The sequence below is a fragment of the Paenibacillus xylanexedens genome (assembly GCF_001908275.1).
GTDB lineage: Bacteria > Bacillota > Bacilli > Paenibacillales > Paenibacillaceae > Paenibacillus > Paenibacillus xylanexedens_A.
Genome location: NZ_CP018620.1, coordinates 4,544,178 through 4,561,938, shown reverse-complemented (window position 1 = coordinate 4,561,938; position 17,761 = coordinate 4,544,178). Strand labels below are relative to the sequence as shown.

The window sequence follows — 17,761 nt, the reverse complement described above, 5'->3', positions numbered from 1 at the left end:
GAATTGTTGAAAAAATCAAGCGCATTTCGCGTAAGTCTTAAAAACCGGCTTAGAAGCAAGCAAAGCAAGTACAACTACTTGAGATGCATTAATTGATCAAGGGTACATTCACCGCTGCGAATTTTCTCTACAAGGTGGAGGTAATTCTCGTCATCGGAACGGCTGTATGCTTCATCCGTATTCATAATCGGTGCAGTCCCGGAAATACCCATGAAGCTTCGCATTTGATCAGCCTCCCCTTGAATGACGACTACAGGTGACCTTCTCTCTTGCAGTGTCTGCTGGAGAGATCGCATCGCATTTGCACGCTCCAGTGGAACCGTTCCTGATATTTGTTCCATGTTCTGTCTCGCATGATCATTCATATGCATACCGCCCTCTTCCCACAAGGGCCAATTAATGGCGAGTGTAAACCCGTGACGTTCTCCCTGCTGAACACGTTCATTGCGGTATTCGGAATATTCGTCCATAAACGCATTCGCTGCCGCATAATCGGCTTGACCCACATTGCCATGTACCCCGGCTAGCGAGGAAAACAATACAAAAAAGTCCAGCTTAAAATACTGGCTTGCTTCATCCAAATGAACCGTTCCAGCGACTTTTGGAGCCAGCACCTCTTCGATGTCATCAAGCTCCTTTCGGATCATATAGCTGTCGCGAATTAGGCCTGCATTATGAATGATTCCATGCAATTCGCCGTGGTTTTGGCTGATTTCCAGCATCAGTTCATCTACAGCTTCCCTCTTCGAGACATCCGAACGCCGATAGATGACCTCTGCCCCCATCTGTTCCAGCAACGCCACTCGCTGGTGATCTGATTCATCCGGTTCAGAGCGCCCTGTAAGGATGAGTACGGGATGTTCTGCCTGCTTGGCGATATGCTCCGCTATGATAGATCCGATTGCTCCCAGACCACCTGTAATCAGATACACGCCTCGATCTTTCCAAGGCAGCTCGACCAAGGAGGAATGTGAAGTACCGACCTCTTTCCACAATGATGTATATCTTTTATCGTTCTGATAGCGAATATGTGTGTCGCCAGCGCTTTGACTGCTTTCCGTTAGGATCTGCACCACTCGTTCGGTACTCTGAAGATCATCTGCTTCAATGATTTGAATGATGATTTTCGGATTTTCCAATTCAGCCGTTTTCAGCAAGGCAGATAATCCTCCGAATAATTTGTATTGTGCCCGCTTGGCAACCAGCAGTTGAATGAGTACAGCACCTTCCGGTCTAGCTTTAAGCAACTGTTGCACATAACGATAGGCCTTCTTAACAGCAAACAAGTATTGCTCATCCATCAAGTCGGAATGACCAACCCGATCCGATGGGTCTGGACCAAGGGATACATACTGTACATTCGGAAGTTTGGCAGCCAAGACGTGTTCCTGCTCTATCCAAGGGCCAGATAACATGACGATATGACGACTGTATACCACCTCAGGTACAACTACTGCTTCCTGCTCCTTCCACTCTTTTGCAAACAACAGTGTTTGTGATTCGGTTGGAGATAATGTTTTCCCCATGTGAATCTCTCCCTTCAATGGTTTGCTGGTGAAGCCCTCGAATTGCACACATACATTTCCATCTTCATCACACAAGTCGATGTCCAGCTTTTGCAGCGAATAAGATGGTTTATGTCCCTTACTGTAACGAATATAAGCCCACATGTAGGCTGTACAAGGACGGTGGAAAACGACCCGCTCCAGTGCAAAAGGAAGCAGCGGACTTGGACTTGTTTGCAGTCTGTGATCATCAGGCATCGAACTTGCAAGCAGCAATCCAATGGCAGACTGCAAAGCCGCATCTGCCATGGACGGATGGAGGACGAAGTCACGAGTAGAGTCCCTCACCCGGGCAGGCAGAGCGAGCTTGGCCAGCACCGCGTTTTCTCCCGTGTAGACCGTTTCGATCCCTCGCATGGCTGTGCCATAGTGTAGTCCCATCTGTTCAAAAGCCTGATAGCATTCATCCGCTGTCCACGGCTTTATGCATCTGTTGCGTATGTCTGCCAAATTCAGCCTTAAGTCTTGAGATTCAGTTTTCAGCAAAGCCAAACCCTGACTGTGCAGCAACTCGCCTGACGCATCTTGGGTGTATACTTCATAGTGGATATCTCCCTGCTCTTCCGTATACAAGCGCACATGAACGTCGGTGGCCTGAGCGGCAATTACCACGGGTCTGCCCCAGATGATATTTTCCAGCACAATCACCTCAGGCACGGAATCAGCATGTTCTACAGAGCGTTTCACAGCCTCGCGAGCCATTTCCAAATATGCCACTCCCGGAAGTACCCGGTAGGTTCCGACCTGATGATCTGACAGGAAAAATTCATCACCGCTAAACCGTGAGGTGAAGCGCTGCTCCGATAACAGGGATGTATTATGGTGAAGCATCGGATGAAGCACAATGGGATTGCGGGAATCTGCCTCGGTGGTATTAGCAACATGCAGCATTCCCTTAGCGTCAGGCAGCCAATATTTTTCCCGCTCAAACGGATAGGTGGGCAGACTCATTTTGTCTGGCGTTATTGCACCATACATTTGCTTCCAGTCCAGCTTCGCGCCATTCACCCATAATTCGAGCAATCGATCCACGTTAACTTGTATCATGGCCTGCCTGACATCCTCAGAAGCAGGTTTGTTCGCTTCTTGCTCGGTGTCTAAAGGAGTATACGAGGTTCGATTAACCCGTCCTCTGTATATCCCGGGAATGGCTTGTTTTAACTTTCCGGTTTGAATGGTAACCAGTCTAGCGATCAGTTCACGTATCGTGCTTGCTGTAAAAGCCAAACGTTCTTCCATTGCCTCTCTGCCGGTTTGAAGTGTATAGGCCAGCTTGTCTAACACCTGATCATCCAATGTTCGGCGGCTAATATATAGTAGAAGTTTCTCCGCCAAAGCAACCAGCCTTTCTTCATTTCGGGCAGACAAAACGATCATTACCGGTTGCTCCGACTTACGTTCTGTCATGCCAGAAGAGCTTTCTGTCACCGGAAAAGAAGGGTGAGCAGGAGCAGGAATGTATTCTTCAACGATAACATGAGCATTAGCGCCCCCAGCGCCAAATGAGGATACACCAGCAATGCGCGGTATTTCCCGCATCAGTCCGTCCACCTCAACCATCGGTCTTGACCAATCACTCGCCTTCTGCTGTACGATAAACGGCGTGTTTTTGAAGTCAATTTCCCTGTTCAGTTCTCCGGCATGCAGGCTGGGTGCAATCTGACCATGTTTCAACTGAAGAATGATCTTGGTAAGTCCGCCAATTCCGGCAGCCGATTCCATATGTCCAACGTTGCTTTTCAGTGACCCAATGGAACAGTATCCTTTATCCTGCGTATCCTGGCGGAACGCTCGGGCAAGTCCGGCCATTTCAATCGGATCCCCCAGGCTTGTCCCGGTTCCATGTGCCTCGATATAGCTGATCCAGCGGGCATCAATGCCTACCTTATTCATCGTCTCCCGAATCAGGTCTCCCTGGGCTGCAGGATTGGGAACCATATACCCATTCGTCTTGCCGCCGTGGTTAATGTGGGTTCCGCGGATGACCGCATGGATCTGATCGCTATCTTCAACCGCTTTGGACAGTTGTTTCAGGATAACCACTCCGACGCCTTCCCCGGGTACAAAACCGTCTGCTTCCTGAGCGAAGCTTTTGCATTTACCGTCCGCTGCCAGCATCTGCTGGGCACATAAGGCAACATAGCTTGAAGGATGCAGATACAGGTTCACCCCGCCTGCAATCGCTGCCTCACATTCGCCGCGGCGAATGCTTTCACATGCTTCATGGATAGCCGTGAGTGAAGAGGAGCACATCGTATCCACCGGCATGCTGGGACCATGGAGGTTTAGCAAATAGGAAACCCGGTTTGCAACCGAACTGAACGAGGTCTGCGGGAACCATTCACTGCCTTCATTCCATAGCGGCGGGCCGTAGAGGTTGAAGCCACTTTTGGTAATACCCGCAAATACCCCCACTTTGCCATTGTACTGTCGATCCATCTGTTCCCTTGTATAGCCGGAGTCTTCAAGTGCTTCCCATACGGTTTGCAAAAAGAGCCTTTCCTGCGGGTCCATGTTTATGACCTCTCTGGGAGAGAGCTGGAAGAACAACGGATCAAAATCAGCGTATCCTTCAATGAAGCCGCCCCATTTGCTGTAGCTCTTGCCTTTGCGCGCGGCTTCCTTGCGATCCGGTTCATAGAATCCTTCAAGTGACCAGCGTTCTTCCGGAATCTCCGTGATGCAGTCCTTGCCTGCAATCAGGTTGTCCCAGAATTGTTCCAGATTATCTGCCTGCGGATATTTGCCGCTGATGCCAATAATGGCAATCGGTTCATTGGCAGCTAAGTTGAGAGATGCCGTGATGGGTACAGGCTTTACCGGATCGAAAACAGGCTCCTCCATCGTCCTTTCCACTGCCGAAACAGTTGACTGAATAAGGGATTCGTGCGTTTGTTCCGGCTCTTTTTCAGGCAGATTCGGTAAAACCGCCACCAATAGCTCCTGTCTGTGCTGTTTCATAAAATAATGAATTAATGATGCAAGTGTTTTGTGCTCAAAAAACAGCGTGGTGTTCACGCCGTCAAAATGCTTGCGCAACTGGTTCGTCAGTTGAACAATCAGGATGGAATCGATGCCGTAAGCCTCCATCAGTTCGGACTCATCGATATGTTCAGGTGACATCCGAATAACCTCACCGACCAGACGTTTGAAAAATGTCAGGCTGGCCTGCCACATCTGATCGGAATCCAGTTCTGACTCTGACAGTTGTTCTGTCTGCACTTTGTCCATGTTCATGACCGATGAGTTTTCAGAAGAAATAGGCTCATGATTGGATCTGGCCTCCGCAGGAGGTATGGCCATGGATATATATCCGTCGCTGAAGGCGGTGATGATCTGCTGCCCCAGACTCTCACCTGGTTCGGCTGGCAGCATTGCCTGTCCAAACCCAGTCTCTTGTAGCGTCTTCTGCCACTGTTGCTTGCCAAGAACAGGGGAGCCCCCGATACGGATATCATCATCTTCATACAGCCACCAGCCTTCCAGCAAACCAAATGTCAGGTGGCTAAACAGTGAACTGTGAGTCAATTCGTTCAGCAGAAGCAGGCCGTTTTGTTTTAATAGATAGTGTACGTGACCCATGGTGCGTCTGATGTTCCGGGTAGCATGAAGAACGTTGGCTGCGATGACCAGATCATAACTGCCCAGATCATAGGATTGTTCGGCAGGAGGTTTTTCGATATCCAGCATGGTGCAGTTCAGATAAGGGTGATTCTCCCCATAAGTCTTTTCTCCATGCAGCAGGAATGCTCTCGAGATGTCGGTGTATGCATACTCCGCAATAGAGGCGGCAAAGGGTTTTATCCGCTCAAGCACCTTTTCCGTCGTTCCTCCTGTCCCGGCACCGATTTCAAGAATACGCAAGCTGGCCTGCGGATTGGATTCAAGTCGCTCGGCAAGGTACGCTGCGACGGTATCGGCCAGTATTTCATTGAAATAGTCTGCTGCTGAATTATGCTTGTAAATATTCTGCACCATATCCATCGCTCCGTCGGGGAACATGATATGGGTGGCAGCCAGCTCTCCTCTGACAATCTCCGGCAGGCTGCGTATCATCTGGTCGACTAACTTAACCTGTGGCGCAAAATCCGGGTCCAGCAGCCAGTGCTTCATACGCTGCTCCCATGCCGACCACATCGAGTCAGAAGCAAGAGACTGTTGCGACAAGGTATACTGCTCTATACGCTTTCTGCTTTCCTTCATCCAGCGATCATAGATGGCAACAGGACGGTTTGCCGAATGAGCTGAGATTATCTGCTGCAACTGAATTGACAGCAGTCCGGCCAGCATGGACTCGAATTCATCGTTAAAGGCGGCCCACTTTTGTTGAATCGGCTTCAGGTTGAGTTCTTGCCCAGAAATTCGATTCATGAGCTGATGGCGTCCTACTTGCTTCGCTTCAGGCGCAACCATAAACATACGATCAGACGCTGTGCCTTCCACTGCCCCTGGTTTGTCCGTCTGAATGAACGCCAGTTGATGCTTGCCTCCTGCCATCAGCAGTTCCAGCGCCCGCATGGCATCCTCAGGGTGTATGGAGCCAATTCCCGACTGATTCAGTGTTTGCTTGAAAGTGGCAGGCACCTGACTGGCGATGCCGGTCTCAGCCCAGTAACCCCAATTCATTACTTTTACAGGGAATTTCCAGGATTGTGCTGCAGCGCTCATGCCATCGATAAAGGCACATCCGGCGGCATATCCGGCTTGTCCAGCTGGTGTGGTGAACGAACTCATGGAGGAGAAAAACAGCATGAAATCCAGAGGCTCCTGTCCAAAAATGTTCATCATGTTCACACTGGCATCCAGCTTGGATAACAATACATTGCGGAAATAATCTGGAGTCATCTGAGACAGACTTTGATCCATCAGGCCTACTGCAGCATGGACAACCCCGTGAATGGCTGGCGCCAATGATCTGATCTGGCGGTATGCCTCCTGCAAGCTGTGTTTGTCGGATGCATCCGCAAAAATATACAGCGGTTCGGTTCCCAAGTCGCCAAGGCGTCTGCATAGCTCTCCGATCCGTGCATCGACCGCTCTTCGGCCAATCCAGATAAGCCGCGCCTGATAGCGCCGAATCATATATTCACTCCATGCTTCCCCAATGCCGCCCGCACCGCCAATAACGACGTAGACGCCATTTTTTCTGAATGCTTCATGCGTGTCACCTGTAGAGCAGACGTTCACCAGTACACTTTCATACCCTTTTCCATTCCGCCAGGCGCGAGTATTCCCATCCCATATCCCTGGAAAATGGCGTTCGGGATGCGCTCCGATGTCATGGACATCATCCACATCCAGATGGCAGACCCTCCAATCCGGCATTTCTTTGGCGAGGGAACCTGCCAGTCCGCTAATTCCGGCGTGCGCAGGATAGATCGTTTCTCCAGCCAATACGTTGCAGGCCTTCTCCGTTATGATGGTCAGATCGAGTCTGCGTGCGTCGTAGCCCAGATTTATCAAGACTTTAATGAGGAGAAATGTCTGAAACAATCCCTGGTTCTGCTCATTTATCACTTCCATAGCATGCTCCGGTCCGTGAACGATGCTAGAGGGCGGCACAATCCAGACTAGACGGCTGATTACGCCATGGCGCTTTAACTCGATTTCTAGTTTTGTTTCTGGTGCATCCCCTTCAACCGCAACAGATTGCAGGTCGGGATGCCATTGCTGAATAACGTCCTGCTGCCTCGACGTCCCGCCTACGATAATCCCGGAACCGCCGAAAGACATGGACTTAGGTTGGGTTACATCGGGACTGGCTGATACTTCTCTCCAACTTGGCGCATAAGTCATCGCTCCCGAGAGTGGAATTGGTGTCAGAGTCTGCTTCTCCGAGGTGGCGTAAGCTATTGTTTCATCCGGTAGTGGCTTTGCAAATGTATTGGACTCTTCCTGAATAACGCCGGATGGTTCCCCAGGGTGCGGTCTGTGCAAAATCGTCAGCCCTATGAATTGCAGGACTATTTTTCCCTGGTCGTCACATAGATCGATCTGCACTTTGCTAGCCTTTCCGGAAGAATCCTGTTCCGGCAAAAGACGCACCCATGCCCAGACGGAATCCGGGCAGTCTCGATAGATTACAGCCTGATCCAAGGAAAATGGGGTAACTCCCCCTTCCTTGAATTGCGGCAATCCGATGCATGCCTGTATAGCTGAATCCACCAGAGCCGGATGCAGACCGTACTCCTCAGCCGTGGATGCAAGAGATGGCGGCAGTTTCAATTGTGCGATGACTTGCCCCTCTCCAATATGAAGACGCTGAATCCCCTGATGACCCGGTCCATAATATAGGCCGGACTGCTCAAAGGAACGGTAACATTCAGCAGCCGTCATCGTTTGTTTTCCGCATTGCAACAGCAAGGATTCCAGATCGATCGTTGGATAGGATGATGCTTGACGAGTGGACGTCGAAATCGTTCCAATATGATGTACATTCCGTTTGGATGGTTCGGATCTCACGGATCTCGGATCGTTTTTCCCGCTGGTTATTTCATAACGGATCTCCCCCGTATCCAGCAGAGTTAAACTCAATTCCGCCTGGAGTCTGCCCGGTGTGACTGAATGCAGTTCCATCCCCAACGGCACAGTCCAGTAGATGTCGCGAAAAACTATAACCCTGTCCTGCTGGGATGTTTCTGTGGGAATAACCTGTTCCACAGCTGCCCTGGCCATTTCGAGACAGGCGGCCCCTGGCATGATTTTACGATTGTGAATGACATGATCATTTAGAAAAAATTCCTTTCCGCTCCACTCTGAACTGAAACGAATCCCTTGCAGATCCGATGTATTTCGCTGGAGTAGCGGGTGAAGATAAGATGTTGGTACAGGTTGTCCCGATTTTCGCTCCTTCTGTTCAGGCACCCAATAACGTTCTGTGGCAAACGGATAAGTGGGCAGGCTGATTCGCTGGGGCGTCCTTCCCGTGTAACCTTCAGACCACGGAACATCCAGACCCTTCACCCAAAGATCCAGCAGCTGTCCATACTTGCGTTTGCGGACCCAGCTTTTTACCGTTTCCTGCATATCTGCATCCTCTGCCAGTGCAGCGATGGAGGCTCTGTGGGACTTTATTTTGCCTCGATAGATGTTTTCGGCTTTCTCCGGATCATGAATATAAGCGTCCAGCCGGTCTTCTATTTCAGCAATGGAAGTTGCCACCAAAGCCAGTCGCTCTTCCATCGCCGCACGCCCTGTCTGAAGTGTGTACGCGAGCTGAGGCAGATGACAATCCTCATAGCGTCCCGATTGCAACGCCGCCAGCAATTGCCGAGCCTGCTCCTGGAGTGTTTGTTCGGTTTTGGCTGACAGTACGACGCATACCGAAGTAGCTTTGTTCATTGAGTCCCCATGAGCTGGATGAAGGGTCCTATCCGAATTGGCTACCGATTCAGCTGGAATATACTCTTCAAGCAACACATGTGCGTTTACGCCTCCGAATCCGAAGGAACTCACTCCTGCACGTCTTGGCAGCGTTCTTCCGGCAGAGTCATGGAGCGCTTCCCATGCTTTATTTTCATCAACGATGTAAAAAGGACTTCCTTCCAATTGAATGTAAGGGTTAGGTCTCTCATAATGAACTGTCTTCACAAGCGTTTTGTATTTCATTTGCAGCAGTACCTTAATGACCCCGGCAATGCCCGCGGCAAGCTCCAGATGCCCAATGTTGGTTTTGATGGAGCCCAGTCCGCAAGATGCTGAGGTTGTCAGATTGAGTTCTGCAGTTGCAGGAGTCTCCTGAAACGCGATCTTCAAGCCATTAATTTCAATGGGATCACCAAGTGGTGTGCCTGTTCCGTGAGCCTCAATGTATCCTATGGTAGAAGGGTGCACACCAGCCTTTGAATATACAGATTTAATCAAGTCGGCCTGTGCTCGCGGATTCGGTGCGGTGAGCGATGCGGCCCGTCCACCATGATTTTCATCCGTAGCACGAATCAGGCCATATATGTGGTCACCTGCTTGCTCAGCGGCCCGTAACCCTTTCAAAAATATCATGCCAACGCCTTCTCCGCGTACATATCCGTTAACCTCATCGGAGAACGTTTTACAACGTCCATCTGGACTCAGCATACCCGCTTTATTAAAACTGATATGATAATCCGGGTCCAGAATGGTATTAACTCCACCCACTATAGCAGTATCACAGTCTCCATTTCGTATCGCCTGAACAGCCCTGTGAAGTGCCACCAGTGAACTGGAGCATGCCGTCTCCACGGGTTCACTTGGACCGTGTACATTCAGGAAAAAGCTCATTCGGTTAGGACCTACGGAAGCCACATGGCCTGTGGAAGTATATCCTTCAATTACGGTGTCCGCCTGTGTTAACAGACGATGATACCCGCTGCTCGCAGTGCCAACAAAGATACCCATTTTTGAACCGGACAAGCTCGGTGGTGCATAGCCCGCATCTTCAATTGCTTTCCAGGCATACATCATCAAAAGCCGCTGCTGCGGGTCCATCAACTCCGCTTCACGTGGGGAAATGCCAAAGAAACCAGGATCAAATTCGGCGACACCCTCCATAAATCCGCCCCATTTGATATTGGTTTTGTTGTGAGCCTGATCGGGGTCTCCGTAATAGGCTCTCCAGTCCCACCGATCCGGTGGAATTTCCGAGATGCAATCCCGTCCCTGAAGCAGGTTATTCCATAAGGCATCAATGTCCTTCGCCATCGGAAAACGGCCGCTCATGCCAATAATGGCGATGGGTTCCGGCGCCTTATGATTTTGATGATCGGATTCAGGCAGGCTGGATTCTCGATGGCGTTCGGAGGATGTTATTGAACCTCCCATTTGTCCTTTCTGCTCAGAGGAATCTTCCGTTTCCTTTGGAAATGTATATGGGTTACGGATCGAAAACGAACCAGCCTGTTCCACCTGTCCGAGCAGATTAGAGGAAACACCTTCTGTTTCCTTCTCCTGTGATGAGTCATCAGTATGCAGTCCCTCGGTGTCCATGTGCTTCTCAGGCAAAAGTGTATCCCACTGTTTCGGATAGGCTCCGACAAGATGTCCTGTTAAAGACCTTAAGGTGGAGTGCTCAAAGAAAACAGTAGGTGTAAGTTTAAGCGCATAGTGCTCATTAAGAATACCGGCGAAATCGGTAAACGAAATGGAATCGAATCCATATTCGCCAAATTCCACATCTGGAAAGATGTCGGTCCGGTTTACCTGCAACAACTCAGACATATGATCCGTTAAAACGTCTTGGACTCTGGAAACGAGCAGCCGTTTTCGCTCATCCTCTGTTGACCATGTTCGTTTTTGCGACTCGGGGACGTCGCTTGGGACGGCAACAGACGTCATGGATTGTGAAGGAGCTGTTGACACGTTCGATATCGATGGCTGATCCACCGAACCTGCGGAATCAGACATTACACCTGACAGAAATACGTCCGGTTCACCGTAAAAAGCCAGCACTTGGGATGAACCGCTGTTCATGGCCATATGCAGCAGTTTGATTCCGATAGAGGTGTCCATCGGGTACATTCCCCATTGGCGGCGAATTTTCTGTTCCGCTGCTGCCCCTGGGTGCATGCTTCCTTCTCTCCAGAGCGGCCAGTTGATTGCGAGCGTTGTCCCGTTACGCTGTCCGTTCCGAACCAGCCCATTTCGGTATGTGGTGTAGGCATCCATAAAAGCATTCGCACAGGCGTAATCCGCTTGACCCGGATTGCCTGTCACAGCAGCGAGCGAAGAGAACAGGACAAAAAAATCGAGCGCCATGTGGGCGGTCGATTCATCGATCCATATCGTGCCGTCCACTTTGGGAGCCAAGACGGATCGCAGTTCTTCTAGATCTTTGTGCCGTAAGCCACGATCTTTCACGACACCTGCCGCATGAATAATGCCGTTCAGCTCACCGTAATCAGACTGAATTTCCTGTACCAGTCTCTGAACTGCTTCACGGGAAGTGATGTCCCCTTTCCTGTATAGCACGTGATTTCCGTTCAATTGAAGCTGTTGAAGCTGGGCCTGCTGCTCGGCGTTTGGAGTCGAGCGGCCGTTTAACAGAATCGTGGCGTTCCTGATCTGACTGACAAGCGTCCGTGTTAAGGCTAATCCGATTCCGCCGATGCCTCCGGTTATCAGATATACCCCACCGTCTTTCCAGGACGATGAATTGCCAGCGGAGTGAGCAGACAGCGCATGCCAGACTCTTGTCTGCCTGATGCCGGAAGCCGGATAGCGGGCAATTACATTTTCTGAATGACGGCTCTCTGAAGCCACTTTATCAATCAGTTCACCTGTTTGTATGGAGAAGTGCAGCTGAATGAGCTGGCATGTTAACTGTCGATGCTCTCTTGAAGCCGTCAACAACATCCCGGCAAGACCGTTGAGCAGTCCGCCCTGCCCCTCTTCCTCGAAAGGAATAACAAGCTGAATAAGTGTACTTCCGGTTTCGGTGTTCACCATTTGCTTAATTTCTTCGAGCAGGTGTGCAGCTGATTCAGTAAAAAAGCTTGCAAGCGGGTGCGGCAATGCATTGTCTAGCTCAAATCGCTCTTCGGATGCAAAGGTATCCGATGCCAGTCGTACGCAGCGGGCGTGAGGAAACGATTGACGCAATGAAGATAGCTGCCCTGTAAAATGATCCGAAATTAAGATCAGATGATTGTTGTACTTAGCGGCTGATTGGTCGGAAGAGATCTCAAGCGGCTTCCATTCCGGCGCCATTAGAATCGGCCTCACGTTTTCTTCCTCCGGTGTATCGAAATCCTTCTCCAGAACACGCGGCGTAAATCCGGTCATGCGTATACGTACCACTCCGTGCATGTCGCACAGATCTACATCCAGCTTGTGAATTTTACTGTCCCGGTTGTTTCCTGAACTGTACGCGGCAACCACCCACATCTCCGCTGTGCAGGGGCCCAGAATATCCAACTGCTCCAGCGCAAACGGCAGCGCAGGTCTGCCTGAGGCAGCTTGGTCCGTCACAATGCCGAGCAGATATCCGATGGAGACCTGAAGCGCCGAGTCCATCAAGCTGGGATGAAGAATATATTCTTCACCCGAAGAGGTCAGGGATTGCGGGAGTGACAAGTGTGCTATGACACGATCCTGACCAACATGTACGGACTGTATCCCGCGTAAGCCCGGCCCAAGGACAATGCCCGTTTGAGCGGAGGCAGCGTAGAATGCTTCGGCATGAACCGGGCTGGGTTTGCAAGCTGCAAGTTCGGTTTGAATATCCCGCTCCACTTGGACCGGAAGCTTGGCAAGTATGACTTGGCCCTGACTGTATAGCTGTTTATGTTGATCGTTTTCCTTTCCCTGCTCCTGAACAATTTCAAAGTGCATCGTTTCGTCTCCCTCTGTCTGCTCGACAGGACGAAAACGGATGGCAAAGGACGCTGATGTTTCATTCAGAATTAACGGGGCAGACCAGATCACGTTTCTCAAGCGAATCATCCTCGAATCCGAGAACTCACCCCATGCCGTATCTGCTGCAAAGCATACCCATTCCAAATGAGCTACACCCGGAAGCACCTTCATCCCCTTCACCAAGTGATCCTTGAAAAAGAATTCCTGACCGCTGAAAGTGGACGAATATTGCAATTGCTTTACGCTGGAAGTGTTTCTGTGAACCAGTAGATGCAGCACTGTTCCAAAAGCATATTCGGCACTCGACGGATGTTTAACCCGCTGAGTATCTTCACGTGCCGGCACCCAATAGTCGTCCCCTGCAAAGGGGTAAGTCGGGAGCGGGATACGCTGTGCAGAGATTGGAAACAGCTTGTCGAAAGAAAGATCGTAGCCCTGTACATACATTTCGCAGAGGGCTGACAAATGCTCCAGATAAACAGAGGAATCCTCCGTTTCCCGGCATTGCCTTATACATTCGGCGGCGTATCGCTTCAACGAGGCGTTGCCGCGTTGTTCGTTTCGATTAACGAATCCGCTGGTTACTGAATTGCTCTCCCCTTTTGCAAGCCACTCACTCAACTGATCAGCTAGCTGTTCCCCGTTGCGGGCAATACAGATCATCCGATGGGCCAAATGAGGTCTGCCTGTAAGTAAGGTATAACTCATGTGCAGACTTTCCACCGCAGAGTTTTCTTTTGCATAGGACACAAGCTGCTCAGCTTGCTGACGTAGTTGGTCCGCAGTACGCGCTGACAGTGCAATCAGATATCCAGGCCGCAGGTCGGAGCTGGCAGCCGGACGCGGGGGGGCCTCTTCAATGACCATATGGGCATTGGTTCCGCTGAATCCAAATGAACTGATCGCAGCCCTTCTCCGCTGGCCTTTTTCGGTGTGCCATGGCTTGGTCTCCGTATTGACATAAAAAGGGCTGTCGCCGAACGTAATGTTGGGATTGGCCTTTTCCATATGCAGCGAAGCTGGAATGCGCTTGTGACGCAAGGAAAGCAAAACCTTGATCAATCCGGCAATGCCCGCAGCGGTCGCCAGATGCCCGATATTGGTTTTGATGGAGCCCAGCGCACAGTATTGCTTCTGATCCGTATATGACGAAAATGCGTTAGTGAGCGCCTGGAACTCGATCGGGTCCCCGAGCCGAGTTCCGGTTCCATGTGCCTCTACCAGCTGAATGCTGGACGGATCGATACCGAAGCGATCATAGACCTGTTTCTCCAAAGCGGTCTGTGATTTGGCACTTGGTGCGGTAATTCCGTTGGTCGTACCATCCTGATTGATTCCTGTTCCGCGAATTACGCCATGTATGTGATCTCCATCACGTACAGCATCACTGAGCCGTTTCAGCAGAACCGCTCCAGCTCCTTCTCCTGGCACAAAACCGTCTGCCCGTTCATCAAACGTATGACATCGCCCGGTGGTTGAGAGCATGCCGGCACGGTTGGCATCCATATAGAACTGGGGAGTCGATTGAATAAACACCCCACCCGCAAGCGCCATTTCCGTTTCCCTCGCCCACAGCGACTGACACGCCAGATGAATTGCCACCAACGAGCTGGAGCAGGCGGTATCTACCGCAATGGCAGGACCTTTCAAATCGAGATAATAGGCGATCCTGGCCGGAATGATTGATCCAGCTTTCCCCCAGAACGACTGAGCTGGAGGCTGTTCACCCATCAGCTGTCCATAATCCATTTCCGTACAGCCAACGTATACGCCGCATTTACGGCCCTGCATCGAGTCGCCGGCATAACCGGCATCCTCGAATGTTCTCCAGGCTTCCTCCAGAAAAATCCGTTGCTGAGGGTCCATGTAGGCCGCTTCTTGCCCGGAAATGTTAAAAAAGAGCGGATCAAACGCATGAATATTATCCAAAAAGCTGCCCTGGTCGCAAAAGGAAACATCCGCTTCATAATGCTTGGCAAGATTCCAGCGCTGCTCACGTTGGATCAGGTCATCTCCCTTTTCGAGATGCGACCACAATTCCGCTACGTCGCGTGAACCCGCAAATCGGCCGCTCATGCCAATGATCGCCACCGGCTCATACGTTGTCATCTCTTCGCTTTTGTTTCCCAATCCGTCACTTTCAATCCGGACTTGAGTGGTGACACAGGTAGAATTAGCTGGAAGAGCAGCAGCGGCAGGCTGATAGTACATATATTCCGGTACGTTAATGACAATTTTGCCGATATTTTTTCGTTGATCCATGCAGCGGTAGGCTTCCTGCAATCTGTCCATCGGGAATGTCTGACCGATCAGGGGACGGATGACCCCTTCTTCTACCCAATGCATCATCTCTTGCCTGTATTCCGCGAGCATTTCAGGCTGTTCCATACCCAGCTTGCGCAGATCCAGACTGTAGAAGCTCTGGTTGTGATTGAGTCCCGACAGGTTGACTGCATGGGCGCTTTTGAGAGCTGTCATCGCGATCTCGATGTATCTTCCGTTCCGCGCAAGACAGTTTAATCCTTTTTGCAGCGCCTCGCCTGGCAGGGTATTTAGAATGACGTGTACCCCTTCTCCGTTCGTGAGCCGTTGTACTTCCTGTTCAAAGTCCGTAGTGGCATAGTTGATTACATAGCTGGCGCCCATTTCCTGCAAATAATCCAGCTTGTGCTGCATGCTGGCCGTAGCGAAAATTTCTGCACCAAAATGGCGGGCAAGCTGAATGGCTACAAGTCCGACACCTCCGGTTGCCGTTTGGATCAGAACCCGTTCGCCGGGTTGAATATTGGCTTTGCGGAAGGCGGCAATGACAGTCATGGCTACGACGGGCAGCGAGCAAGCTTCCTCATGAGTAAGCCGATCAGGTTTGGCAAACACTTGCTCTGCTTTACACGTAATGGCGGTGGCATGTGCTCCTAGAGAGGCATCTGCATAGAACACTACCTCATCGCCGGTTTTTACCGTTGTAACGGAGGAACCTGTTTCGACTACAATACCGGCTGCCTCAAAGCCTGGTGTAAAAGGATACGGCGGCATGGTCGGATACAGGCCCCGAATACAGAGCAAATCCCCAAAATTCAGGGAAAACGCTCTGACCGAAATGCGCACTTCGTCAGGCCGCAATTCCTGCACAAGGGTCTGATGAAGCTGAAGATCGTTGATCTCCGAGGGACTGCCAATATGTGTCCGATAAAAATAAGAACCGGAGGTCTTGTCATTGATTCGGGTGTTAGGTGCTTTCGCGTTGCTGCTGTCCACAAAGGGAGCCGGTGTATAATTGACAGATTCGGAAGGCAGCGAGGTGCCCGGGAAAATGGTTGTTGCTGTATCTGATGCCATTGCAGCTGCCGGTTCTGGCTCCCAAGACTGACTCTGCAAGAGCAGCGATTCGATCGTTTTTCCGTATTCCTGCAAAATGTGTTCTGCCAGACGATCCACATTGTTATAGTCGAACAGCACGGTCGTTTGCAAGGTCAGTTTGCACTTCTGATTAAGCACGTTGACCAGATGGACGGCAATAATGGAATCGACGCCATAGTCCGAGAAGCTGCGATTGTTCTGGATTCTGGACTGCTCCATCTTGAGGTCCTCCGCGATGCTTTCACGGATCGCCTTTCTCACAAACTGTTCAGTCATCTCCGTGGTGATGATCCCATGATCCGGAGCGGATTGCTCCTGTTCATAGAACGATACGTTCTGGTGTACGATATCGGCAGGACGACTGGGTTGAAAGACGTTTTTAACAACAGGTGCAGAACAGTTAGCACGAATGACGATACCGTCACTTTTGGCGGCAATGATGTGCTGTCCATAGCGGTCTGCCTGTGCTGACGGGTAATGAACGGAATGATAGCCTTCCCGCTGAAGCATCTTTTTCCAGTTTGCGGCCGACAAGGCCGGACACCCCGGGATGCGGACATTTTCATCCGTGTACTGCCACCAACCCTCCAGCAGTCCAAAGGTCAGGTGATTTATTACGGTTTTGCGCGTAATCTCGTTTAACAGCAATTGTCCATCCTTTTTGAGCGATGCCTTGATCATGCGAAGTGTGTCTCGGATATCCGGAGTGGTATGCAGTACGTTGCTCGCAATAATGAGATCATACCTACCCGGTTCAATGCCTTGCTCGGCAAAAGGGATTTTCAAATCGGCAATTCTGTATGTCAAATAGGGCACCGAGGGGCCATACTGTTGCTCAGCATGCATGAGAAAGGCACGGGATATATCGGAATAACAGTATTCCTGTATTTTGTGTGCGACGGGTTTTAACTTTTCAAAAACAACTTCGCTTGTGCCTCCCGTACCGGCGCCGATTTCCAGAATGTTTACTTTCCTGTGTCCTGTGATCTCGGACGTCAATTCATTGATTACGCTCAGCGCCTGTTCCGCAAGAGTTCCGTTGAAATAATCGGCAATGGCATGATGTTTATAAATACCTTCAACCATATGCATCGACGAGTCGGGAAACATCACCTCGGTAGCGGCCCTATGTCCGCTGAGAATGTCCGGAAGAGCACGAATCATCGAATCGGCCAATCTTGCATAAGCGCGCACATCGGGATGTGAGATCCAGTCAGGAAGTCTGCTCTCCCATTCCTCCCAGGATAACCGGGTCCAGGCCGCAATCTCTTCTGATTGGAGGCTTTCAACCGGACCAGGCAACTCCTGGGCATATTCGGCAAGCATCAGGCGACTTTCGATCAGCCATTTCTGATAGAATGGACGGACCGTTTTTTCAATCACAAAATGTTCGTCCATACATCCCGCATGGTGCAGCTGCCCCCATAATAACCGAATAAGAAGCCGTTCGATGCTGCTCATCTGCTCCTGAACCGAATCCATATGTTCTGTAATGATCATCTACTACA

At 50.6% G+C, this 17,761-nt stretch carries 1 protein-coding gene; it reads right to left on the bottom strand.

The window, feature by feature from the left end; genetic code table 11:
• Positions 1 to 74: 74 nt before the first annotated feature.
• Positions 75 to 17,753 (bottom strand): SDR family NAD(P)-dependent oxidoreductase, encoded by a 17,679-nt coding sequence (locus BS614_RS32190; RefSeq protein ID WP_074095294.1) that lies wholly within the window; start codon positions 17,751 to 17,753, stop codon positions 75 to 77.
• Positions 17,754 to 17,761 lie beyond the last annotated feature (8 nt).